Origin of the sequence: Mesorhizobium sp. CA7 (genome assembly GCF_020165015.1) — a bacterium.
Lineage (GTDB): Bacteria > Pseudomonadota > Alphaproteobacteria > Rhizobiales > Rhizobiaceae > Mesorhizobium.
The window spans coordinates 1-21,549 of the sequence record NZ_JAIUHH010000021.1 but is presented as its reverse complement, the minus strand read 5'-3'; the positions used below and the strand labels follow the sequence as shown (position 1 = coordinate 21,549).

Genomic DNA, 21,549 nt, shown 5'->3' with positions numbered 1-21,549 from the left:
ATTTTTGGGCGGTTTCTGGAACAAATTTTTGGGGAGGATGCAATCTGTGGTTTTTCATTCTCGCCCGGTAGCGGCATACCCGGTTCCAGGTTCTTCGTTCCAGAACGGCCAGGCGCTCGACGGAGTGGGGGTCGACCCTTGGCGCGTTTTGTGCGCCGAGTGCCCTTTCGCTTGCGGCGGTTGCGAGATGGTTCCCCCACTCCGTCGCTGCTTCGCAGCGCCACCTCTCCTCCCTCCGGAGGGAGAGGAAAGGGCGCCACCCGCCTACCGCTCTTCCCTTCGAAACGGCTTCAGCAGCGCCGATGGCGCGACCGCGTTGCGCGACATGAAAGCCATGGCGACGATGGTGAAGATGAAGGGCAGCATCAGGAAGGCTTCGTAAGGGATGTGGCCGAGGCCGCTCGCCTGCATCCTGAGCTGCAGCGCGTCGACGAAGGCGAAGAGCAGCGCCGCGCCCGCCGAGCGCCAGGGATCCCAGCGGCCGAACACGACCAGCGCGATCGCCACCCAGCCGCGCCCGGATACGACGCCAAAGGTGAAGGCGTTGAACTGCGCCATGGTGAGGAAGGCGCCGGCAAGGCCCATCAGCGCGCCGCCGAGGATCACCGCCTGGAAGCGCGTGGCAATCACGCTGACGCCGGCCGAGTCCGCCGCGCGCGGATTCTCGCCGACCATGCGCACCGACAGCCCCCAGGGCGTGCGGTAGAGCACGAAGGCGGCGAGCGGGATGGCGATGATCGCCAGATAAACCAGCGTGAACTGGCTGAATACCGCCGGGCCGAGGATCGGGATGTCCGAAAGCAGCGGGATCGGCACCGGCTTGAAGCCGTCGATGCTCGGCGGCACCGATTGCTGGCCGAAGATCAGCCGGTAGAGGAAATAGGCAAGGCCGGATGAGAACAGCGTCACGCCGATGCCGCAGACATGTTGGCTGAGGCCCAGTGCCACGGTGAACAGCGCATGCAGCGCGCCCATCAGCGCCCCGACCAGCACGGCCACCAGTACGCCCAGCCACAGATTGCCGCTAAGGCTCGCCGCGGTGAATCCGGCCATCGCCGACAGCAGCATGATGCCTTCTATGCCGAGATTGAGCACGCCGGCGCGCTCGGAAAACATTTCGCCAAGCGTGGCGAAAGCAAGCGGCGTGGCGATGCGGATGATGGCGGCGAGGAAGCCGACCTGGAAGATCTGCTCGAACACCACGCTCATGATGGCGCTCCCACGCGGCGGATGCGGTAGGCGGTGAAAAGCAGCGCCACCAGCATGGCCAGCAGCGCCGTGCCCTGGATGACATCGCTTAAGAAAGCCGGCACGCCGGTCGCGCGCGACATCGCCTCGGCGCCGGTCATGACGGCGGCCAGGAAGATCGCCGCCGGTACCACGCCGAGCGGGTTGAGCCGGGCGAGCATGGCGACGACGATGCCCGAATAACCATAGCCCGGCGAGATGTCGCTCATCACCTGGAAGTGGACGCCGCCTACCTCGCCGACGCCGGCGAGACCGGCCAGCGCGCCGGAGAGCAGCGCGGTGGAAAGCAGCACGCGCTGCACGTTGATGCCGCCATAGCGGGCGGCTTCCGGGTTCTCGCCGGTGACGCGGATCCTAAAGCCGAGCGTGGTGCGCGCGATCAGGAACCAGCAAAGGGGTGCTGCGATCAGCGCCACGACGACGCCGAGATGCAGCCTTGTGCCTTCGATCAGCACCGGGAAATTGGCCGAATCCTCGATCGGCGGGGAGATCGGGTAGCCGGAGAAGGTGTCCTTCCACGGCCCCTCGATCAGCGCCATCAGCGCGTAATAGATGACCGAGTTGAGCAGCAGCGAGCTGACCACGTCGTCGACCTTGAATTTGACGCGCAATGTCGCCGGCACCAACGCGACGAGAGCGCCCGCAGCCGCGCCTACAAGAGCCATCAGCAGCATAGCGAGATAGCCCGGCATCGGGATGGCGCCGACAAAGCAGCTTGCCACCGCGCCAGCGAGCAGCTGGCCCTCGGCGCCGATGTTCCAGAATTTGGCGCGGAAGGCGATTGCCACCGCAAGGCCGGTGAAGATCATCGGGGCGGCCCGCACCAGCGTCTCGGTGATGGCGTAGCTGTCGCCGAGGGATGCAGACAGCATCACGCCATAGGCCTCGACGACGCCGGCGCCTGCAATCGCGATCAGGCCGCTGCACAGGATCAGTGTGGCGGCGATGGCGACCAGCGGCAGCGCGAGGTTGAACCATGCGGGCGTCGAGGTGCGGGCTTCGAGGCGGAACATCAGGCGTGCCCCTCCGCGCCGGTCATCATCAGGCCGAGCCTTGCGACGGTGGCATCCGCGCTGGGAAGCGTGCCTGCGATGCGGCCCTCATACATCACGGCTATGCGGTCCGAGAGCATCAGCAATTCCTCGAGGTCCTCGCCGATGACGATGATGCCGCAGCCCCTGGCGCGCATGGCGAGGAATTTCTCGTGGATGAAGCGGGCAGCGCCGATGTCGAGGCCGCGCGTCGGCTGCGAGACGATCAGCACCTTGGGGTCGAAGGCGAGCTCGCGCGCAAGAAGCGCCTTCTGCAGATTGCCGCCGGACAACGCTCCGGCGCGCACCATCGGTCCGGGGCAGCGTATGTCATAGGCCTTGATCTGTTGCTCGGCGAAGGCGCGGATGGCGGCCGGGTTGAGCAGGCCCTTGCGGCTGAAGGCCTCGGTGCCGATACGCGGCAGCACCATGGAATCGGCTAAAGGCAGGTTTGTGACGAGGCCGGTGGTCATCCGGTCTTCCGGGATGCGGCCGAGGCCGAGCGCCTGCAGCTCGCGCGGCGAAAATTGCATCACCGCTTTGCCGGCTATCATCATGGTGCCAGCCTTCGGCGGCAGCATGCCGGAAATGACGTCGGCGAGCGCCCGCTGGCCGTTGCCGGAGACGCCGGCGATCCCGAGGATCTCGCCTGCGCGGACGAAAAGGGAGACGTCGCGCAGCGGCGTGCCGGCATGAGCGGAAGTGGATATGCCGTCGAGCGTCAGCACGGCGGCGCCGGGCGTCGAAGCCTGCTTGACCGGCGGGACGATTTCGTGGCCGCACATCAGCTTGGCCATTTCCGCCGACGTGGTGCTTGCCGGATCGTCGACGCGGCCGGCGACCTTGCCGTGGCGCAGCACGACGCAGCGATGGGTGAGCGCCCTGACTTCGTTGAGCTTGTGCGAGATGAAGATGATGCCGAGCCCTTGCGCCGCCATCGAGCGCAGGGCGGCGAACAGGCCGTCCACTTCGCTCGGCGCCAGCACCGCCGTCGGCTCATCGAGGATCAAAAGCCTGGCGCCGCGAAACAGCGCCTTGATGATTTCCAGCCGCTGCTGCTCGCCGACGGACAGCGCCGACACCGGCAGGTTCGGATCGAGGCTCAGCCCATATTGCCGGCTGATTTCGTCCAGGCGGGCAAGCCCGCGAGCACGGTCGATGCGACCGGACTTGCCGGCAATGCCGATCAAAAGGTTTTCCAGCACCGTAAGGCGCGGCGCGAGGTGAAAATGCTGGTGCACCATGCCGATGCCGGCGGCCAAGGCGTCGGCGGAATTGTGGATGGCGACCGGCCTGCCTTCGACCAGGATCTCGCCGGCGTCCGGCGCATAGGCGCCGAACAGCACGTTCATCAGCGTCGTCTTGCCGGCGCCGTTCTCACCGAGCAGGCCGAGAATCTCGCCGGGCGCGACGCTGAGGTCGACGGCCTCGTTCGCCTTGACGGCGCCGAAGCTCTTGGTGATGCCGCGCATTTCGATGAGTGGGGCGGACAAGGGTGCTCCTGCGGGATTGGCTTAACTTGAAAGGGCGTGCCCGGCGCACCCCCCTCTGGCCTGCCGGCCATCTCCCCCTCAAGGGGGGGAGATCAGATGTCACGGCGGCCTTCGCCAACTTTCAACGTTGAAAGCATCGAACACCGTCGACGGAACTGCCAATCTCCCCCCTTGAGGGGGAGATATCCGGTCCACCCTCCGGAGCTGCAGCGCAGCTGCTGCGAAGGATGGGCAGACAGAGAGGGGGGCCTCGCGCCGCCCCTGGCGTCAATCCGAAACCGGCGTGTTCTCGTCGACGTCGACGCGGAAATTGCCTTCGAGGATCTCGGCCTTCTTCTTCTCGACCAGGTCCTTGACGTCCGCCGGCAGCGTCTTGTCGAACTTGTGGTAAGGCGCCAGATAGGAGCCGCCCTTGGCCATGCGCGAGAAATCGCCATAGTCCTGCGCGGTGAAGACGCCGGCCTTGACCAGCTTAATCGCCTGCTCGACCGTCGGGTACATGTCCCACACCGGGCCGGTGATGACCGTATCCGGCCCGAGGCTGGACTGGTCGGACATGTTGGAGATGGCAAAAATCTTCTTCTCGACCGCCGCTTCGATGACGCCGAACCGCTCGGCATAGATGACATCGACGCCGGCATCGATCTGCGCCACGGCCGCTTCCTTGGCCTTGGGCGGATCGAAGAAGGAGCCGATGAAGGCGACCTTCTTCTTGACGTTCGGGTTGACCTCCTTGGCACCGGCAAAGAAGGCATTGACCAGCCGGTTGACCTCCGGAATGCCCATCGCCGCGACGGCGCCGACCGTGCCCGATTTCGACATCTTTCCGGCGATCATGCCGGAGAGATAGGCGGGCTCGTGAATCCAGTTGTCGAAGACACCGAAATTGGGCTCGGCCGGACCGGCGCCGGAGCCGAACAGCCACGCGGTCTTCGGGAATTGTTTGGCCGTGCGGCGCGACTCGCGCTCGGCGGCGAAGGCGTCGCCCAGCACCAGCTGATAACCCCCTTGAGCATATTCGCGCATCACGCGGCTGAAGTCGGCGGTCTGCACCTTTTCCGACCATTTGTATTCGATGCCCAGTTCCTTCTCGGCTTTCTGCAGGGCGACATGGATCTGGTTGTCCCATGGCTCCTCGATCGGCGTGGCGAAGATCGCCGCCACCTTCAGCTTCTTGTCCTTGGCGAAGGCCGCGCCGGGCAGTGCAGCCGCCGCTAGGCCGAGTGCGCCGAGTTCCAGCACGTTGCGCCGCGACAGGCCGGCGCGTTGCGTTTTGCTACGTTCGTTTTCCATTGAAGTGCCCCTCTGTTCGACAGCCGTGTCGAGCCGGCCGTTCCATGAATGTCAGACGCCCAGGACTATGGAACGGCGCCTGAGATTTGTCCACATGGTCAAATTTGGTGGGGACGCCTGTGCGTTCGTCATCCACGGGGGCGGAGCAAGGAGCCTAGCGACGCAGCGCAGACCCGAGGATCCATGCCGTGACCTCGACGCTGCTCAACGGCGCAGAACCAGCGACGGCTGCGCCAATGCCTGTTCTGGACCGTGGCATCTTCGTCTGATCGAACGGCATGGATTCCAGGGTCTACGCTTCGCTTCGCCCTGGAATGACGAATTACCGGGCGTCGCCCACTTCCCAAGCGCCCGTCTCGGCAAACCGCCTCAACGCCGGCGCCGGCTCGAATATCGGCCGGCCGGTCTGCCGGTGCCAATGCTCCAGCCGCCCGACGATCTTCGTCGCACCTTCAAGCCCGGCCCAGAACATCGGCCCGCCCTTGCCGATCGGGAAGCCGTAGCCATTGACCCAGACGACGTCGATATCGGACGCGCGCGCGGCGATGCCTTCCTCGAATATCTTCGCACCCTCGTTGACCAAGGGATAAAGCGTGCGTTCGAGAATCTCCTCGGCGCCGATCTCGCGCCGCGCAATTCCAAGCTCCGCCGCCTTCGCCCGGATCAGCGCCTCGATTTCCGGATCGGCAATCGGCTCACGCGAGCCAGCCTCATAGTGGTACCAGCCGCGCCCGGTCTTCTGGCCGAAATGGCCCTGCTCGCACAGCGTATCGGCAATCACCGCTGTCTGGCCGCGGGCCTTGCGGTTGTGCCAGCCGATGTCAAGGCCGGCGAGATCGCCCATCTGGAACGGCCCCATCGGCCAGCCGAAATCGGTGAATGCCTTGTCGACCTGACTTGGCGTTGCACCTTCAAGCAACAGCGCTTCATTCTCGGCGCCCCTTGCGGACAGCATGCGGTTGCCGACGAAACCGTGGCAGACGCCGACGACGACCGCGATCTTTCCGATGCGCCGCGCAAGGTCGGTGACCGTCGCCAGAACCTCAGGCGCGGTCTTTTCGGCGCGCACGATCTCAAGGAGCTTCATGACGTTTGCCGGCGAAAAGAAATGCATGCCGAGCACGTCTTGCGGCCGCGACGTAGAGGCGGCGATTTCGTTCACGTCGAGATAGGAGGTGTTGGTGGCGAGGATGGCGCCGGGCCTAGCGACCGCATCGAGCCTGCCGAACACGTCCTTCTTCACCGCCATGTCCTCGAACACGGCCTCGATGATCAAATCGCAATCGACGAGATCGGCGTAGTCGGTGCTGCCCTTGAAAAGTCCGAGCCGCTTCTGCTTCGCCTCTTCGCTCAACGAGCCGCGGCTGACGGAGACGGTGTAGTTCTTCTCGATCGTCGCCAGACCGCGCCGCAGCGCTTCCTCGCTTGTCTCGAGCAAAGTCACCGGCAGACCGCCATTGGCAAAGGCCATGGCGATGCCGCCGCCCATCGTGCCGGCGCCGATGATGCCGACGCGTTCGATCCGGCGCTTCCGCAAATCCTTGCCCGGCACCTTCGCCGCCTCGCGCTCGGCAAAGAACAAATGCCGCTGCGCGCGCGACTGGTCGCCGGAAACGAGTTGCTGGAAAAGCTCCCGCTCGGCCGCGAGCGCCGCGTCGAACGGCAAGGTGATCGCGTTACGCACGGCTTCGGCGCAGGCAAGCGGCGCGTCCAGTCCGCGGGCTTTCTTGGCCAGATCGGCGGCTTGGCGGTCGAAGGCACCGAGATCGGTTCCGGCAAGGCGGTTGTTGCGGTCACGCACCGGCACGAACGGTCCGCCTCGATAAACCATTTCGCGGGCGAAACGAACCGCATCTGCCAATAGATCGGTGTCGACAACCGCATCGGCAAGACCGACGGCCTTCGCCTCGCCGGCCGAGATCGGGCTGCCCGAGACGATCATGCCGAGCGCTTTCGCGGCGCCGACCAGGCGTGGCAAACGTACGGTCCCGCCGCCGCCCGGCAGCAGGCCGAGCTTTACCTCCGGCAGGCCGAGCTTGGCGCCGGCGTCCGCGACGCGAAAATGGCAACCCAACGCCAGTTCCAGCCCGCCGCCGAGCGCCGTGCCATGGATGGCGGCCACCGTCGGCTTGGCGATGGTTTCCAGCAAGGCAACGATGGCGCGCAGTTCCGGTTGCTCGACCGGCTTGCCGAATTCGGTGATGTCGGCGCCGGCGACAAAGGTGCGGCCGGCGCAGGCGATGACGATCGTCTTCGCGGCGGGATCGTCGCGCAAAGCGGTGAGCGCCTCGTAAAGCGGCTTGCGGACATGAAAGCTCAGCGCATTGACCGGCGGGTTGTCGATGGTGACCACCGCCACGCCGTTCTCGTTCGTGACGCTGACAGAACTGGACAAGCGGAACCTCCCGAGACCGGCTGCAACCGCGCAAGGGTTTACTAGGCAGCGAGGTGAATGGGAACCCGATCCGGCCCTGGCCCAATTGTTGGCGAGGCCCGGTTAGTTGTCCACGCGGCCGAAGGGCGGCACGTCGCCGATCACCTCGCGCTTGTCCTTGCCGCAGGCGAAGGTCTTTGCCTTGTCGTCGGCGAGCTTGCGCGCCTGGTCGTTGGCCTGCGGGTTGCCGGTGGCTAATACCAGGCCGATCGTGCAGCCTTGGTGCTCTTCCGGTTGCGCGACCTTGGCGACGACCAGCACCTCGGTCGATTTCTTTTCGTCCTCAGGGTTGCTGACGGAGCGGCGGTGGATGGCGGCGAAGGGGATTGCGACGTCGCCATTGGTCTCGATGCGCCATTCCACCTTCGGTCCGGAGCCGTTGAAGGCGGTGAAGCTCTCCCAGACCGCGGTCATGTCGTCGGACGGAAAGCCGTAATAGACGGATTCGCGCGCGTCGTCGTAGCTGATCAGCACCGGGTAGCCGCGGTAGCCGGAGCAAGCGAAGCTCGCCCAGTCGCCGTCGCCTTCCGCGGCCTGCGCATAGGTCACGCAGTCCTTCTTCGAGTCGAGCTCGGTATAGGCGCTGGAGATGTCGCCGGCCTGGGCCGCCTGGCAGAAACCGGCGAGGGCAAGCGGGACCAGAAGAGCGCGCATCGCTGACAACTCCGTTCGAGCTGCCCGAGCGTAACGTCAATCGCTATTTCTTCAAACTGGCTTCGATCAAGAGGTCGGCGTTGCGGGCAACCGCCGCTGCCGGTCCGCCAACGCCAAACAGCTGACCGCTGATATAAGCGCCTTCGATGAGCAGCAGCAGGCCGTCACCCAGCGTATCGGAATCGGCGGCGCCCATTGCGGCGGCCATGGCGCGCAGGCGGCGGCGCAATTCGACTTTGTTGTTCTCGCTCACCACCCGTGCGGGATGGCCGCGCTCGGGATATTCCACCGCAGCGTTGGTCATGCCGCAGCCGCGATAGTCCGGCTTTTGCGTGCGTTTGCCTACGCGGGTTAGGAAGGCGATGATCTGGGCGCGCGGATCGCCCGGATGCGCGTCGACCGCTTCGTCGAAGCGTTCCCAGAATTCGAGGTCGTATTTGCGCAGATAGGAGGCGGCAAGCTCATCCTTGGATGGGAAGCTGCGGTACAGGCTCGGCTTTGTGACGCCGGCGCGCCTGACGATCTCGTCGACGCCGATCGCCCTTATGCCCTCGCGGTAAAAGAGGTCGCGCGCCACGTCCAGGATCTTGTCCGCCGCCCTCGGAGCAGGGGGCTCGCTGACCGACGCTTCAATTTTATTGTCGGATGGCATTCAAACAACTCGCTTGACAATGTTACTGACCGGTACGTATGTATGACCTCACTCCATTTCAACGTACCGGTCAGTAACATGATAATCCAGTCCCGTCCGTTTGGCCAGCGCTACGCATTCGTCGTCGTTGCCGTCATTTTCCTGTGCCTGCTGATCGCGGCCGGGCTCCGTTCGGCGCCCTCGGTGATGATGGTGCCGCTGGAGGAAAGCTTCGGCTGGCATCGCGACGTAACGTCCTGGGCCGCCAGCGTCGGCATCCTGCTCTACGGCTTGACCGGACCGTTCGCCGCCGCGCTGATGGAACGCATCGGGTTGCGCCGCACGCTGCTCGGCGCGCTGGCGGTGATGTCGGGATCGACTGCGCTCAGCCTGTTCATGACCGAGCCCTGGCATCTTTTCATCACCTGGGGCGTGTTTTCCGGCATCGGTTCGGGCGCGGTGGCGAGCGTGCTCGGCGCCACTATCGTCAACCGCTGGTTCAAGACCAATCGCGGCCTGATGATGGGGCTGATGTCGGCCTCAAGCGCCACCGGCATGCTGGTCTTCCTGCCGCTCATCGCCTCGCTGGCGCAGAGCGGCGGCTGGAAGCCGGTGGCGATCGCCGTGGCGCTGGCCACCGCCGCGCTGATACCTTTCGTCTTGCTGCTGGTGCCGGAGCGTCCCGCTTCGATCGGCCAGGTTCGTTACGGCGCCGATGCCGACGACGTGCCGCCGGTGTCGCCGGCATCGCAGGGCAACTTCCTGGCACATACGCTGAACACGCTGCGCCGCGCGGCGGGCACGCGGGTGTTCTGGTATCTGTTCGCCACCTTCTTCGTCTGCGGCTTCACCACCAATGGCCTCGTCGGCACGCATCTCATCGCCTTCTGCGGCGATATGGGCATCGGCGAGGTGCAGGCGGCCGGGCTGTTGTCGATGATGGGCATTTTCGATCTGATCGGCACCACGCTCTCCGGCTGGCTCACCGACCGTTTCGATCCGCGCAAGCTGCTCGGCGTCTATTACGCGGTGCGCGGTCTGTCGCTGATCTACCTGCCCTATTCCGGCTTCTCGGCGACCAGCCTGGTCATCTTCGCCGTGCTCTACGGACTCGACTGGATCGCCACCGTGCCGCCGACGCTGAGGCTTGCCAACGAGGCGTTCGGCGACCGCAGCGGACCGATCGTGTTTGGCTGGATCGTCGCCGGCCACCAGGTGGGCGCCGCCGCGGCCGCGGCCTTCGGCGGCACGATGCGCGAGCTGCAGGGCAATTACGAGCTGGCCTTCCTGATCGCGGGGATGACCGGCATCGCGGCGGCTTGTATCTCGCTGTTGATCAACACGAGCAGGCCGGCCTTCGGGCCGGAGCCGCAGGCGGCTTAGGCGCGACTTTCCCTTCTCCCCTTGTGGGAGAAGGTGGCCGCGAAGCGGCCGGATGAGGGGTGCTCCAGGGAACACCGACGCCTCACTCCGCTGGAACACCCCTCATCCGTCTCGGCGCTATCGCGCCGATCCACCTTCTCCCACAAGGGGAGAAGGAAGATGTCGACTGTTATCAAAACTTCATGGTTCCGATATGCGCCTGAAACATTGAAGCGAGAGCTTGGCGGTCCCGCTCAATGCCATCCCGGAGACAGCCATGAACAAGCTTTCGCTCACCCGCCGCGCTTTCGTCACTTCGGCCAGCGCCTTCGGCCTTGTCGGCGCCTCCGGTCTGGCGCTGCCCTATTATTCCCGCGCCAGCCAGCGTCCGGCCTTCACGCATGGCGTCCAGTCCGGCGATGTCGATGCCACCTCGGGCGTGGTCTGGACCCGCACCGACCGACCGGCGCGCGTGATGTATGAAGTGTCGACGACCGAAAGCTTCGCCAATGCGACGCGGCTGGCTGCGCTCGATACCTCGCCGGCCAGCGACTACACGGTGAAACGGCTGCTCACCGATCTCGCCTCGGACCAGGACATCTTCTACCGCATGGTCGCTGCCGATCTTTCCGACATCAATGCCGTGTCCGAGCCGATCGTCGGCCGTTTCCGTACCGCGCCGTCGTCCAAGCGCGACGTGCGCTTCGCCTGGTCGGGCGACACCGCCGGCCAGGGCTGGGGCATCGACGAGACCGGCATGAAGACCTATTCGACCATCGCCAAGCACACGCCGGACTTCTTCCTTCATTCCGGCGACACCATCTATGCCGACGGCGCCATGAAGGACGAGGTCGACCTGCCCGGCGGCGGCAAGTGGAAGAACGTCGTCATGATCAACGGCAAGCGCAAGGTCGCCGAGACTCTGGACGAATACCGCGACCAGTGGAAGTACAACATGATGGACAACCACGTGCTTGGCCTGTCGGCCATCTGCCCGACCTTCTACCAGTGGGACGACCACGAGGTGCTCAACAATTGGTCGGATTCGAAGGACCTGACCGCCGACGACCGCTACAAGGAAAAGTCGATCCATGTGCTGGCGGCCAGGGCGGCTCGCGCCTTCCATGAAATGACGACCATCCGCTACGAGCCGTCGGAGCCGGGCCGCGTCTATCGCAAGGTCTCGCATGGGCCGCTGCTCGACGTGTTCTTCCTCGACATGCGTTCCTATCGCGGCCCGAACGGTCCCGACATGGAAGAGACGCTGACGCCGAAGTCGCGCATGATCGGCGAGGAGCAGTCCAAGTGGCTGAAGCGCGAGCTGGCGAATTCCAAGGCAACGTGGAAGGTCATCGCCGCCGACATGCCGCTTGGCCTAGTCGTCTGGAACGACGCGGCGAAGAAGGCCGGTGCCGAGGCGGTCGCCAACGGCGACAATGGCGCGCCGAAGGGCCGCGAGCTGGAATTCGCCGACGTGCTGCGCTTCATCAAGAATGCCGGCATCACCAACACGGTGTGGCTGACCGCCGACGTCCACTACACCGCGGCGCATTACTACAATCCCGACAAGGCGCAGTTCCAAGATTTCAATCCGTTCTGGGAATTCGTCTCCGGCCCGATCCACGCCGGCACCTTCGGCCCCAACGACCTCGACATGACCTTCGGGCCGGAGCTGAAGTTCATCAAGGCGCCAACCGCCGAACAGGGTCAGAACCTGCCGCCGTCGGCCGGGCTGCAGTTCTTCGGTCTGGTCGACATTTCCGGCGCGACCGAACAGCTCACCGTGCGCCTGATGGATCGCGACGACAACGAGCTTTACAAGGTTACGTTGGATCCGGTCCGGTCGGCGTAAGGTCGGCGCGAGGCACCCCCCTCTGTCCTGCCGGACATCTCCCCCGCAAGGGGGGAGATTGGCAGCTTCGACCCTGCTGCTCGTCTTTCAGCGCTGGAGGTTGGCGAAAGCCGACACGACATCCGATCTCCCCCCTTGCGGGGGAGATGCCCGGCAGGGCAGAGAGGGGTGTGCCGGAACGCTACGCTTGTCGTATTGCTGCCGCGACCGTCAATCCGGATAGCAAGCCCGGGGAACGTTGGGCCAGACTGCGGTGTCGCAGTTGGCATCCTTCTGGCGCTGCTTGAAGGCGGCGCTGACCGGGCCGGTGACGATCGGGTCGACGCCGTCGGGGGCGTCGGCGAACATCTGCTGCGCGGTCCTGGCGTCGGGCGGTACGATCGGGTCGGCCTGCCGAAGCGCAGCCGCCGACTGCGCGGCACCGGCCGCGACGAGCACGCCAAGCGCCGCCCACACGAAAACCGGACGCAATCTGGACATCTGATCGGTCATGAACATGGAACTGTCCGGCCCCTCAAAGGTTCCGCCTTGGTTAACGGAATCATTTCACACCAAGACGTTTAAGAATCAGTGACCATGTATTTGGGGTCGGGCCTCCCCTTTCGCAATTGCGAAAAACCTTGTATGAGCCGCGCAACCGAAAAAGGCGGCGCCTCTGGGCCTGCTGCCTGCAACGCTCCCGAGACCAGACAATGAACCTCCGCAATATCGCGATTATCGCGCATGTCGACCATGGCAAGACCACCCTCGTCGACCAACTCCTGAAACAGTCCGGCGCCTTCCGCGACAACCAGCGCGTCGCCGAGCGCGCCATGGATTCCAACGACCTCGAAAAGGAACGCGGTATCACCATCCTGGCCAAGGCGACCTCGGTCGACTGGCATGGCACCCGCATCAACATCGTCGACACGCCTGGACACGCCGATTTTGGCGGCGAGGTCGAGCGCATCCTGTCGATGGTGGATTCGGCGATCGTGCTCGTCGACGCCGCCGAAGGGCCGATGCCGCAGACCAAATTCGTCGTCGGCAAGGCGCTCAAGGTCGGCTTGCGCCCAATCGTGGTCATCAACAAGATCGACCGTCCGGATGCCCGCCATATCGAAGTGGTCAACGAGGTGTTCGACCTGTTCGCCGCGCTCGACGCCACCGACGAGCAGCTCGACTTCCCGATCCTCTACGGTTCGGGCCGCGACGGCTGGGTTTCGGAAAACCCCGAGGGTCCGAAGGACCAGGGTCTCGCCCCGCTGTTCGATCTCGTCGTCAAACACGTGCCGGCGCCGACGGTGCATCCCGGCCCGTTCCGCATGATCGGCACTATCCTCGAGGCCAACCCGTTCCTCGGCCGCATCATCACGGGCCGCATCGAGTCCGGCACGCTGAAGGCCAACCAGGCGGTCAAGGTGCTGCACCATGACGGCACGCAGATCGAGACCGGCCGCGTTTCCAAGATCCTCGCCTTCCGCGGCCTCGAGCGCCAGCCGATCGAGGAAGCGCAGGCGGGCGACATCGTGGCCATCGCCGGCCTGTCGAAAGGCACCGTCGCCGACACCTTCTGCGATCCGGCGGTGAGCGAGCCGCTGCATGCGCAGCCGATCGACCCGCCGACCGTGACCATGTCCTTCCTCGTCAACGACTCGCCGCTTGCCGGCACGGAGGGTGACAAGGTTACCAGCCGCGTCATCCGCGACCGGCTGCTGCGCGAGGCCGAAGGCAATGTCGCGCTGAAGATCGAGGAATCGGCGGAGAAGGATTCCTTCTTCGTGTCCGGCCGCGGCGAATTGCAGCTCGCCGTGCTGATCGAGACGATGCGCCGCGAAGGTTTCGAGCTTGCCGTGTCGCGTCCGCGCGTCGTCATGCAGAAGGGCGAGGACGGCCAACTGCTGGAGCCGGTCGAGGAAGTTGTCATCGACGTCGACGAGGAGCATGCCGGCGTCGTCGTGCAGAAGATGTCGGAGCGCAAGGCCGAGATGGTCGAGCTGCGTCCGTCCGGCGGTAACCGCCAGCGCCTGGTTTTCCATGCCCCGACGCGCGGCCTGATCGGCTATCAGTCCGAATTGTTGACCGACACGCGCGGCACCGCCGTGATGAACCGGCTGTTCTTTGCCTATGAGCCGTATAAGGGCGAGCTGCCCGGCCGCACCAATGGCGTGCTGATCTCCAACGAGCAGGGCGAATCGGTCGCCTATGCGATGTGGAACCTGGAAGACCGCGGCCCGATGATCATCGATCCGGGCGTCAAGGTCTACCAAGGCATGATCATCGGCGTCCATTCGCGCGACAACGACCTCGAAGTGAACGTGCTCAAGGGCAAGAAACTCACCAACATCCGCGCCGCCGGCAAGGACGAAGCGGTGAAGCTGACGCCGCCGATCCGCATGACCCTGGAGCGGGCACTTGCCTGGATCCAGGACGACGAGCTGGTCGAGGTGACGCCGAAGACCATCCGCCTGCGCAAGCTCCATCTCGACCCGAACGAGCGCAAGCGTTTCGAGAAGGCCGCCAAGGTGATGGGCGCGGCGTAAATTTTCAGAGAAGGTACAAGAGGGAGCGGGTGCTCCCTCTTTTGTTTCAGCGGCAGGCGGCTGCTTTCGTTTCAATTTAGGCGTCGGCGCTGCCCCTCATCCGCCTGCCGGCACCTTCTCCCCGTGAACGGGGAGAAGGGAATCTCGCGCGAACTCCGGCGCTCTTTCTGCAATGTTGGTGAGGCGAAATCGGCGACGACAGCCCGTTCGCCCCGTTCAACGGGGAGAAGATGGCGGCAGCCAGATGAGGGGCGGCGCCGGCGCTGGCAGTTGTTGTCGCCTTGATCAACGTTCGCGCCTTGTTGGGCGTGCCAAATCTAGTACGATCGGGTATCGTTCTTTATCTCTTATAGGGAGCGACCCCATGCATCTCGCCTCGTTGCTGATCTTCGCCGCCGCGCTCTTCGTTGCCGCCGGCTCGCCCGGCCCGTCGATCGCAGCCTTGGTGGCGCGGGTGATCTCGAAAGGGTTCCGCGACGTCTTTCCCTTCCTGCTGGCGATGTGGATCGGCGAGGCCATCTGGCTTTCGCTGGCGGTGTTCGGGCTTGCCGTCGTGGCGCAGACCTTCCATTACGCCTTCGTCGTCGTGAAATGGGTTGGCGTCGCCTACCTTGCTTATCTCGCGTTCAAGATGTGGACGGCGCCGGTCGAGGCGAAGGAGGGCGAGATGCCGCGCGAGGACTCGCCCCTGAAACTTTTCCTTGCCGGCATGGCGGTGACGCTCGGCAATCCCAAGATCATGATGTTCTATCTGGCGCTGCTGCCGACCATCATCGATCTTGCCTCGGTCAGCGTTGTCGGCTGGGTCGAGCTGACGCTGACCATGGCGCTCGTGTTGATCGTCATCGATCTCGCCTGGGTGTTGGCCGCCTCCCAGGCGCGCCGGCTGCTGAAGAGCAAGCGCGCCATGAAGATCGCCAACCGCGTCAGCGCGACGACGATGGCGGGCGCCGCCGCCGCTATCGCCGCGCGATAGAGCGCCGGCCTCACATCATTTCAATGATCGGCGCGATCTCGACGGTGAAAGCCGGGTCCATCAGGATCGGGCAGTCCTTGGCTTTGGCGACGGCATCGTCGATATCCTTGGCTTCGACGATGGTGTAGCCGGCGGTCGGATTGCTGCCGCCATTGTTCTCGATCTTGCCGCCGGGCAGCACCGTCTTCGACATGCCAACCGGATTGCCGCCGTCGACCACGGCCGAGCCGAGCTTGTCGTACCAGCCCGTCCAGGCATCCATAGCCGCTTTGCGTTCGGCGTCGTCGGTCGGCATCTTGCCGGAACCGTGATAGACATAGAGAAATTTCGCCATGTTCTCCTCCCTTGTCGGCGGCGTCGAACCGGCATGCGGCCACGCCGCTTGCGATATGCAGTGATGCTGCAATCCGATATGCGGCCTTGCCGCAATCCTGATCATCGGACCAAAACGAAAAACAGGCAATCGATGTTAAGTTGAGTCTACTGTAACGAGCTCACCTTGCCATGGCGTGGTATTCGGGGTTGGGCCGCATGTCGACTGCTGCTGCCACCCGGTTCGACATGTTGAAGAAGGCGGCGGTCGAGGCGATGTCCCAGATGTCGTGGTCGGTGAAGCCGGCCTGGCGCAAGGCGGCGCGATCGGCCTCGACGATTTTAGCCGGCTCCTCGGTCAGCTTCACAGCGAATTCGAGCATGGCGCGCTGCCGGTCCGACAGATCGGCGGCGCGAAAATTCATCACCATCATCTCGCCGAAGGCCGGTTCGCCCGACAGCTGGCGTACCGCCGCGCCATGCGCGGTCAGGCAATAGAAGCAGTGGTTGATCGAGGAGACGACCACGGCGATCATCTCGCGCTCGAGCTTCGACAGACCGGACTCGCCCAGCATCAGGTCGTTATACATGTCGGTGAAGGCGCGCAGCTTCTTCTCGTCGAAGGCGTAGGCGAGAAGCACGTTGGGCACGAGGCCGAGCTTCTCCTCGCATTTGGCGAAATAGGCTTTTGTCGCCTCGCCGAGCTCCGCCTGGACAAGGTCGAGCGCGGTTACTTTGCCGGTCATGGTTGTTCTCCTCGCGCTGTGATGGCGTCGGTTCGAATTTTTTAAAGCGTCGTCAAACCTTTGTCGCCAAACAGCGCTCATCTGGCTACCATAGTCGCAAAAGCATATAACGGGAGGGACTAAGCGTCATGGCCAGCGTGAAATCCAAGCCGAGGAAGAAAGCCGCCGCGAAAGCGGAGGAGAAACCTGCAAGGCTTGCCGACTATCTGCTGGCACGTGCGCCCGCCGAGGATATCGCGGCCTATGACGCGGCCGACCTCGAGCGCGCCGGCGAGCTCGCCGCCCAAGCGGTCGCCAGCCACAGGAAAGGTGAAAGCGTCGTTGCCGTCGAAGCCGATTCAGGCGTTGCGTGCGACGGCCGGCCGGTCACGGTCATCACCGTCGTCAACGACAACATGCCGTTCCTGTTCGATTCCATCCTCGGCGAAATCACCGAGACAAGCGGTGAGCCGACCTTGGTCACCCATCCGATCGTCACCGTCCGCCACGGCAAGACCGGTGTGGTCGAGGTGCTTGGCGACGGCGGCAAGGAGGATGACGACCGGCTGAGCGTCGTCCATGTGCATATCCCGCGGCTGACCGCCGAGCAGGCCAAGAGCCTCACCGGGCGGCTGCACAAGGTGCTTTCGCAGGTCCGGGCGGCCGTCGTCGACTGGAAGCGGATGCTCGCCCGCCTCGACCAGGCGATTTCCGAATTCCGCTATTCGGCGGTGCCGCTCGACAAGAAGAGCGTCGCCGAGGCGATTGCCTTCCTCGAATGGCTGCGCGACGACAATTTCACCTTCCTCGGCATGCGCGAGTTCAAATATACCGGCGGCGAGGAAAGCGGCTCGCTGGAGCGCGCCGACAAACCCGGCCTGGGCATCCTGTCGGATCCGGATGTGCTGGTGTTGAGGCGCGGCACCGAGGCGGTGACGACGACGCCGGAAATCCGCGCCTTCCTGCACGGGCCGGAGCCGCTGATCGTCACCAAGGCCAATGCCAAGTCGTCGGTGCATCGCCGCATCTATCTCGATTACATCGGCATCAAGACCTACACGTCGAAGGGGGCGCTCGCGGGCGAGCTGCGCATCGTCGGCCTGTTCACCTCGACCGCCTACACGCGCTCGGTGATGAAGATCCCCTATCTGCGCTCCAAGGCCGAGACCGTGATCTCGAAATCCGGCTTCGATCCGCACGATCATTCCGGCAAGGCGCTGATCAACATCCTGGAAAGCTATCCGCGCGACGAGCTGTTCCAGGTTCCCATTCCCATCCTGCGCAAGCACGCCAGCGCCATACTCGGGCTGATCGAGCGGCCGCGCGTGCGGGCGCTGGTACGCGTCGACCAGTTCGACCGCTTCGTCTCGATCATCGTCTTCGTACCGCGCGACCGCTACGACAGCGTCGTGCGCGAGAAGGTCGGCACCTATCTCAAGACGGTGTTCGAGGGCCGTCTGTCGGCCTATTACCCGGCCTTCCCGGAAGGCGGGCTGGCGCGCGTGCATTTCATCATCGGCCGTTCCGGCGGCAAGACCCCGAAGGTCGAGCAATCGGCGATCGAGGCGGCGATTCGCGACATCGTGCGCACTTGGGAGGACGCGCTCGCCGAAGCCGCGGAAGCCGCCGGCAGCGACCCGGCGCTGAAGGCGATCGCGGCGCGTTTCCCCGAAAGCTATCGCGACAGCTTCTCGGCCGCCGTGGCGCTGGCCGACGCCGGCCGCATCGCGAAGATCGGGGCCGACAATCCGATCGCCATCGACTATTACCGCCATGCCGACCAGAAGCCGCACCAGGCGGCTTTGAAGATCTATCATTTCGGCAGCCCTGTCGCGCTGTCGCGGCGCGTGCCGGTGCTCGAAAATATCGGCTTCCGCGTCATTAGCGAGCGCACCTTCGAGGTCGCCGACACCGGCTCCGGCAAAGTCTTCATCCACGACATGGAGCTGGAGAACAGCTATGGCGCGCGTATAGACATCTCCGATGGCGGCGCGTTGTTCGAAGACGCCTTCCTGTCGGTCTGGCGCGGCGATGTCGACAATGACAGCTATAACGGCCTGGCCCAGACCGCCGGCCTGTGGTCTGGCGAGATCGCCATCCTGCGCGCCTATGGCCGCTATCTGCAGCAGGCCGGCATTCCGCAGAGCCAGGATTTCATCGCCGCCGCACTCAATCGCTATCCCGAGATCGCGCGCGGCCTGCACGCGCTGTTCGTCGCCCGGCTCGGCCCGGCGGCCGAAGGCGAAGGCGCGGTTGCGGCCAAGCACCTCAAGGCCAAGATCAAGGACGCGCTGGAGGAGGTGCCCAATATCGACGACGACACCATCATCCGCCGCTATCTCAACCTCATCGAAGCCTCGCTTCGCACCAATCATTTCGTAACCGATACGAAACAAAAAGGGCAGTCGCTGGCGATCAAGCTCGATTCGCAGGCGGTCGAGGGACTGCCGGCGCCGAGGCCATGGCGCGAGATCTTCGTCTACGGATCCGAGGTGGAAGGCGTGCATCTGCGCTTCGGCCCGGTGGCGCGCGGCGGCCTGCGCTGGTCGGACCGCGCCCAGGATTACCGCACCGAGGTGCTGGGGCTGGTCAAGGCGCAGCAGGTCAAGAACGCCGTCATCGTGCCGGTCGGCGCCAAGGGCGGCTTCTATCCCAAGAAGCTGCCGATGAGCGCCGGGCGCGATGCCATCTTCGAAGCAGGCACCTCGGCCTACAAGAACTTCGTCTCCAGCCTGCTTTCGATCACCGACAATATCGGCGTCGACGGCGTTATCCCGCCGGCCGGCGTGGTGCGGCGCGACCAGGACGATCCCTATTTCGTCGTCGCCGCCGACAAGGGCACGGCGACCTTCTCAGACACCGCGAATGCCATTTCCGAAAAACACCATTTCTGGCTGGACGACGCCTTCGCCAGCGGCGGCTCGGCCGGCTACGACCACAAGAAGATGGGCATCACCGCCAAGGGCGCCTGGGAAGCGGTGAAGCGGCATTTCCGCGAGATGAACCGCGACATCCAGACCTCGCCCTTCACCGTGGTCGGCGTCGGCGACATGTCGGGCGACGTGTTCGGCAACGGCATGCTGTTGTCGCCGGCCACCAGGCTGATCGCCGCCTTCGACCATCGCGACATCTTCATCGATCCCGATCCAGACATGGCCGCCTCGATGGCCGAGCGGCAGCGCATGTTCGCGCTGCCGCGCTCGTCCTGGCAGGACTATGACAAGTCGAAACTGTCGGAAGGCGGCGTCATCGTCTCGCGCAACCAGAAATCGATCACGCTGCCGCAGGCCGCGGCCACCGCGATCGGCCTCGCCAAGACCACGGCTACGCCGGTCGAGATCATGAACGCCATCCTCAAGGCGCCGGTCGACCTTTTGTGGTTCGGCGGCATCGGCACTTATGTGCGGGCTTCAGGCGAAAGCAACGCCGATGTTGGCGACCGCGCCAACGACGCCGTCCGCGTCACGGCGCTTGATGTCCGGGCCAAAGTCATCGGCGAGGGCGCCAATCTCGGCGTCACGCAACGGGCGCGCATCGAGTTCGGCATGAATGGCGGCCGCTGCAACTCGGATGCCATCGACAATTCGGGTGGCGTCAACTGTTCCGACGTCGAGGTCAACATCAAGATCGCGCTGGCGTCGGCGATGCGCAAAGGCTCGCTGGCGAGGCCGGCGCGCAACAAGCTACTCGCCGAGATGACCGACGAGGTGGGCGCGCTGGTGCTCGCCAACAACTATCAGCAGACGCTGGCGCTTTCGCTGGCGCGCAAGCGGGGGCTCGCCGACATCGCGCACCAGGCGCGCTTCATGTCGGCGCTGGAAGCGCGCGGCCTGCTCGACCGGGCGGTCGAGACGCTGCCTTCGCCGGCGGCGCTTGCCGAACGCGAGGCGCGCGGCGAGCCGCTGACCCGGGCCGAGCTTGGCGTGCTGCTCGCCTATGCCAAGATCGTGCTGTTCTCCGATATCGTCGCCAGCGACGTGCCCGACGATCAGCATTTCGACCGCGACCTGATGGGCTATTTCCCGGAACGCATGGCGAGGAAATTCGCCGGTGAGATCCGCGAACACCGGCTGCGGCGCGAGATCATCGCGCGCGTGCTCGCCAACGACCTGGTCAATCGCGGCGGACCGTCCTTCGCCAACCGGCTGCAGGAAGCCACAGGCCGCACGGCGGCCGATGTGGTGCGCATCTTCGCCATGGTCCGCGACGGCTTCGCGCTGCCCGCGCTCTATCGCGAGATCGACGGGCTCGACAACCATATCGACGGGCAGGTCCAGCTCGATCTCTATCAAGCGATCAGCCGGCTTATCTTTGTGACCAGCGGCTGGTACCTGAAGCACGAAGCCGGCTCCGCGCCGCTGGGCCAGCGCATCGCCGAATTGCAGGAGGCGCGCAAGGCGCTTGAACCGAAGCTTCTCTCGCTGCTGCCGGCCTTCTCGCGCGAGCGCGTCGAGGAACGGCGGCACGGCCTGTCGAAGAGCGGCGCGCCGGAGAAGCTCGCCGGGCAGCTCGCTCTGGCCGAAGTGGCCGAACTGATCCCCGACGTCGCGCTCACCGCGCGCACGGCCAATGCCGACATCGTCAGCGCGGCCAAGGCCTTCTTCGCCGTCAGCGATGCCTTCCGCATCCCGCGCGTCGAGGAAGCCGCACGCTCGATCATGCCGCCGGACTATTACGACCAGTTGGCGCTGTCGCGCGCGGCCGACACGATCGGCGTGGCGCGGCGCGGCATCGCGGTGGCGGCGCTCACCGCGCACGGCACGGCGGCGGATCCGGTCGCGGCTTGGCTGGAAGCCGGCGGCGACCGCGTCGCGCGCATCCGCGAGCGGCTGCAGGCGCTGACCGAAGGCGGCGACATCACCGTGTCGCGACTGTCGGTGGCATCGGGCCTGATGAGCGACCTTACGGGGATGTGAGAGTTTGCTTGGGTTCCTCGCATGCGCTGGTCGACCCCCACTCCGTCTCGGCTTCGCCGAGCCACCTCTCCCCCGATCGACGGGGTAGAGGAAAGGCGCC

General features: G+C 64.9%; 14 protein-coding genes and 1 pseudogene. 5 read left to right on the top strand and 10 right to left on the bottom strand.

Translation table 11 applies throughout. The features are described 5' to 3' along the window. Positions 1–264: 264 nt before the first annotated feature. The 7 genes and pseudogenes from LB552_RS25985 to LB552_RS25955 form a co-directional block, all read right to left on the bottom strand. Positions 265–1,209, bottom strand: coding sequence for an ABC transporter permease (locus tag LB552_RS25985; RefSeq protein ID WP_095770060.1), 945 nt, complete (start codon positions 1,207–1,209; stop codon positions 265–267). Further along, complete coding sequence (locus tag LB552_RS25980) at positions 1,206–2,261, bottom strand: ABC transporter permease (protein WP_224611009.1); 1,056 nt, start codon at positions 2,259–2,261, stop codon at positions 1,206–1,208. The genes LB552_RS25985 and LB552_RS25980 overlap by 4 nt, the downstream gene beginning before the upstream one ends. A gap of 239 nt (positions 2,262–2,500) precedes the next feature. Continuing rightward, positions 2,501–3,751 (bottom strand): annotated as a pseudogene (locus tag LB552_RS25975) (ABC transporter ATP-binding protein); the annotation flags it as partial. A 288-nt stretch (positions 3,752–4,039) separates the two neighbouring features. Beyond that, entirely contained in the window at positions 4,040–5,065 is a 1,026-nt protein-coding gene (locus LB552_RS25970) for a BMP family protein (protein ID WP_224611007.1), read from the bottom strand. Between the two features lie 322 nt (positions 5,066–5,387). After that, positions 5,388–7,460, bottom strand: a complete 2,073-nt coding sequence (locus LB552_RS25965) for a 3-hydroxyacyl-CoA dehydrogenase NAD-binding domain-containing protein (RefSeq protein ID WP_224611006.1) — start codon at positions 7,458–7,460, stop codon at positions 5,388–5,390. A gap of 102 nt (positions 7,461–7,562) precedes the next feature. Continuing rightward, positions 7,563–8,153 carry a hypothetical protein gene (locus LB552_RS25960; RefSeq protein ID WP_224611004.1) on the bottom strand — a complete coding sequence of 197 codons (591 nt, stop codon included), beginning with the start codon at positions 8,151–8,153 and terminating at the stop codon, positions 7,563–7,565. 43 nt (positions 8,154–8,196) lie between these two features. After that, positions 8,197–8,805, bottom strand: coding sequence for a TetR/AcrR family transcriptional regulator (locus LB552_RS25955; protein ID WP_224611002.1), 609 nt, complete (start codon positions 8,803–8,805; stop codon positions 8,197–8,199). A gap of 78 nt (positions 8,806–8,883) precedes the next feature. Between LB552_RS25955 and LB552_RS25950 the strand changes: the two genes are divergently transcribed. Next, the gene (locus LB552_RS25950; protein WP_224611000.1) at positions 8,884–10,167 is read left to right on the top strand and encodes an MFS transporter; all 1,284 of its coding nucleotides are present in this window, start codon (positions 8,884–8,886) and stop codon (positions 10,165–10,167) included. Between the two features lie 256 nt (positions 10,168–10,423). Beyond that, positions 10,424–11,998, top strand: coding sequence for an alkaline phosphatase D family protein (locus tag LB552_RS25945; RefSeq protein WP_224610998.1), 1,575 nt, complete (start codon positions 10,424–10,426; stop codon positions 11,996–11,998). A gap of 210 nt (positions 11,999–12,208) precedes the next feature. Here the strand turns inward: LB552_RS25945 and LB552_RS25940 are convergent, their stop codons facing one another. Further along, a complete protein-coding gene (locus LB552_RS25940; protein ID WP_224602040.1) occupies positions 12,209–12,496 on the bottom strand; it encodes a hypothetical protein in 288 nt (95 codons plus the stop codon). Positions 12,497–12,690: 194 nt separating this feature from the next. Between LB552_RS25940 and typA the strand changes: the two genes are divergently transcribed. After that, positions 12,691–14,520: a translational GTPase TypA gene (typA, locus tag LB552_RS25935; RefSeq protein ID WP_224602042.1), complete on the top strand. Its 1,830-nt coding sequence runs from the start codon at positions 12,691–12,693 to the stop codon at positions 14,518–14,520. Between the two features lie 364 nt (positions 14,521–14,884). Next, complete coding sequence (locus tag LB552_RS25930) at positions 14,885–15,496, top strand: LysE family translocator (protein ID WP_224602044.1); 612 nt, start codon at positions 14,885–14,887, stop codon at positions 15,494–15,496. A 10-nt stretch (positions 15,497–15,506) separates the two neighbouring features. On the opposite strand, the gene LB552_RS25925 is transcribed toward LB552_RS25930, so the two are convergent. Both LB552_RS25925 and LB552_RS25920 read right to left on the bottom strand, forming a co-directional pair. Then, positions 15,507–15,830 (bottom strand): YciI family protein, encoded by a 324-nt coding sequence (locus LB552_RS25925; RefSeq protein ID WP_095769764.1) that lies wholly within the window; start codon positions 15,828–15,830, stop codon positions 15,507–15,509. Between the two features lie 160 nt (positions 15,831–15,990). Next, positions 15,991–16,554 (bottom strand): peroxidase-related enzyme, encoded by a 564-nt coding sequence (locus tag LB552_RS25920; protein ID WP_224602046.1) that lies wholly within the window; start codon positions 16,552–16,554, stop codon positions 15,991–15,993. Between the two features lie 128 nt (positions 16,555–16,682). Between LB552_RS25920 and LB552_RS25915 the strand changes: the two genes are divergently transcribed. After that, positions 16,683–21,449, top strand: coding sequence for an NAD-glutamate dehydrogenase (locus LB552_RS25915; protein ID WP_224610996.1), 4,767 nt, complete (start codon positions 16,683–16,685; stop codon positions 21,447–21,449). Positions 21,450–21,549 lie beyond the last annotated feature (100 nt).

Coding starts and splice junctions, on each gene's coding strand:
- LB552_RS25985 (WP_095770060.1), bottom strand. CDS start 1,209: ATGAGCGTGGTGTTCGAGCAGATCTTCCAGGTCGGCTTCCTCGCCGCC.
- LB552_RS25980 (WP_224611009.1), bottom strand. CDS start 2,261: ATGTTCCGCCTCGAAGCCCGCACCTCGACGCCCGCATGGTTCAACCTC.
- LB552_RS25970 (WP_224611007.1), bottom strand. CDS start 5,065: ATGGAAAACGAACGTAGCAAAACGCAACGCGCCGGCCTGTCGCGGCGC.
- LB552_RS25960 (WP_224611004.1), bottom strand. CDS start 8,153: ATGCGCGCTCTTCTGGTCCCGCTTGCCCTCGCCGGTTTCTGCCAGGCG.
- LB552_RS25955 (WP_224611002.1), bottom strand. CDS start 8,805: ATGCCATCCGACAATAAAATTGAAGCGTCGGTCAGCGAGCCCCCTGCT.
- LB552_RS25950 (WP_224611000.1), top strand. CDS start 8,884: ATGATAATCCAGTCCCGTCCGTTTGGCCAGCGCTACGCATTCGTCGTC.
- LB552_RS25945 (WP_224610998.1), top strand. CDS start 10,424: ATGAACAAGCTTTCGCTCACCCGCCGCGCTTTCGTCACTTCGGCCAGC.
- LB552_RS25940 (WP_224602040.1), bottom strand. CDS start 12,496: ATGTTCATGACCGATCAGATGTCCAGATTGCGTCCGGTTTTCGTGTGG.
- typA (WP_224602042.1), top strand. CDS start 12,691: ATGAACCTCCGCAATATCGCGATTATCGCGCATGTCGACCATGGCAAG.
- LB552_RS25930 (WP_224602044.1), top strand. CDS start 14,885: ATGCATCTCGCCTCGTTGCTGATCTTCGCCGCCGCGCTCTTCGTTGCC.
- LB552_RS25925 (WP_095769764.1), bottom strand. CDS start 15,830: ATGGCGAAATTTCTCTATGTCTATCACGGTTCCGGCAAGATGCCGACC.
- LB552_RS25920 (WP_224602046.1), bottom strand. CDS start 16,554: ATGACCGGCAAAGTAACCGCGCTCGACCTTGTCCAGGCGGAGCTCGGC.
- LB552_RS25915 (WP_224610996.1), top strand. CDS start 16,683: ATGGCCAGCGTGAAATCCAAGCCGAGGAAGAAAGCCGCCGCGAAAGCG.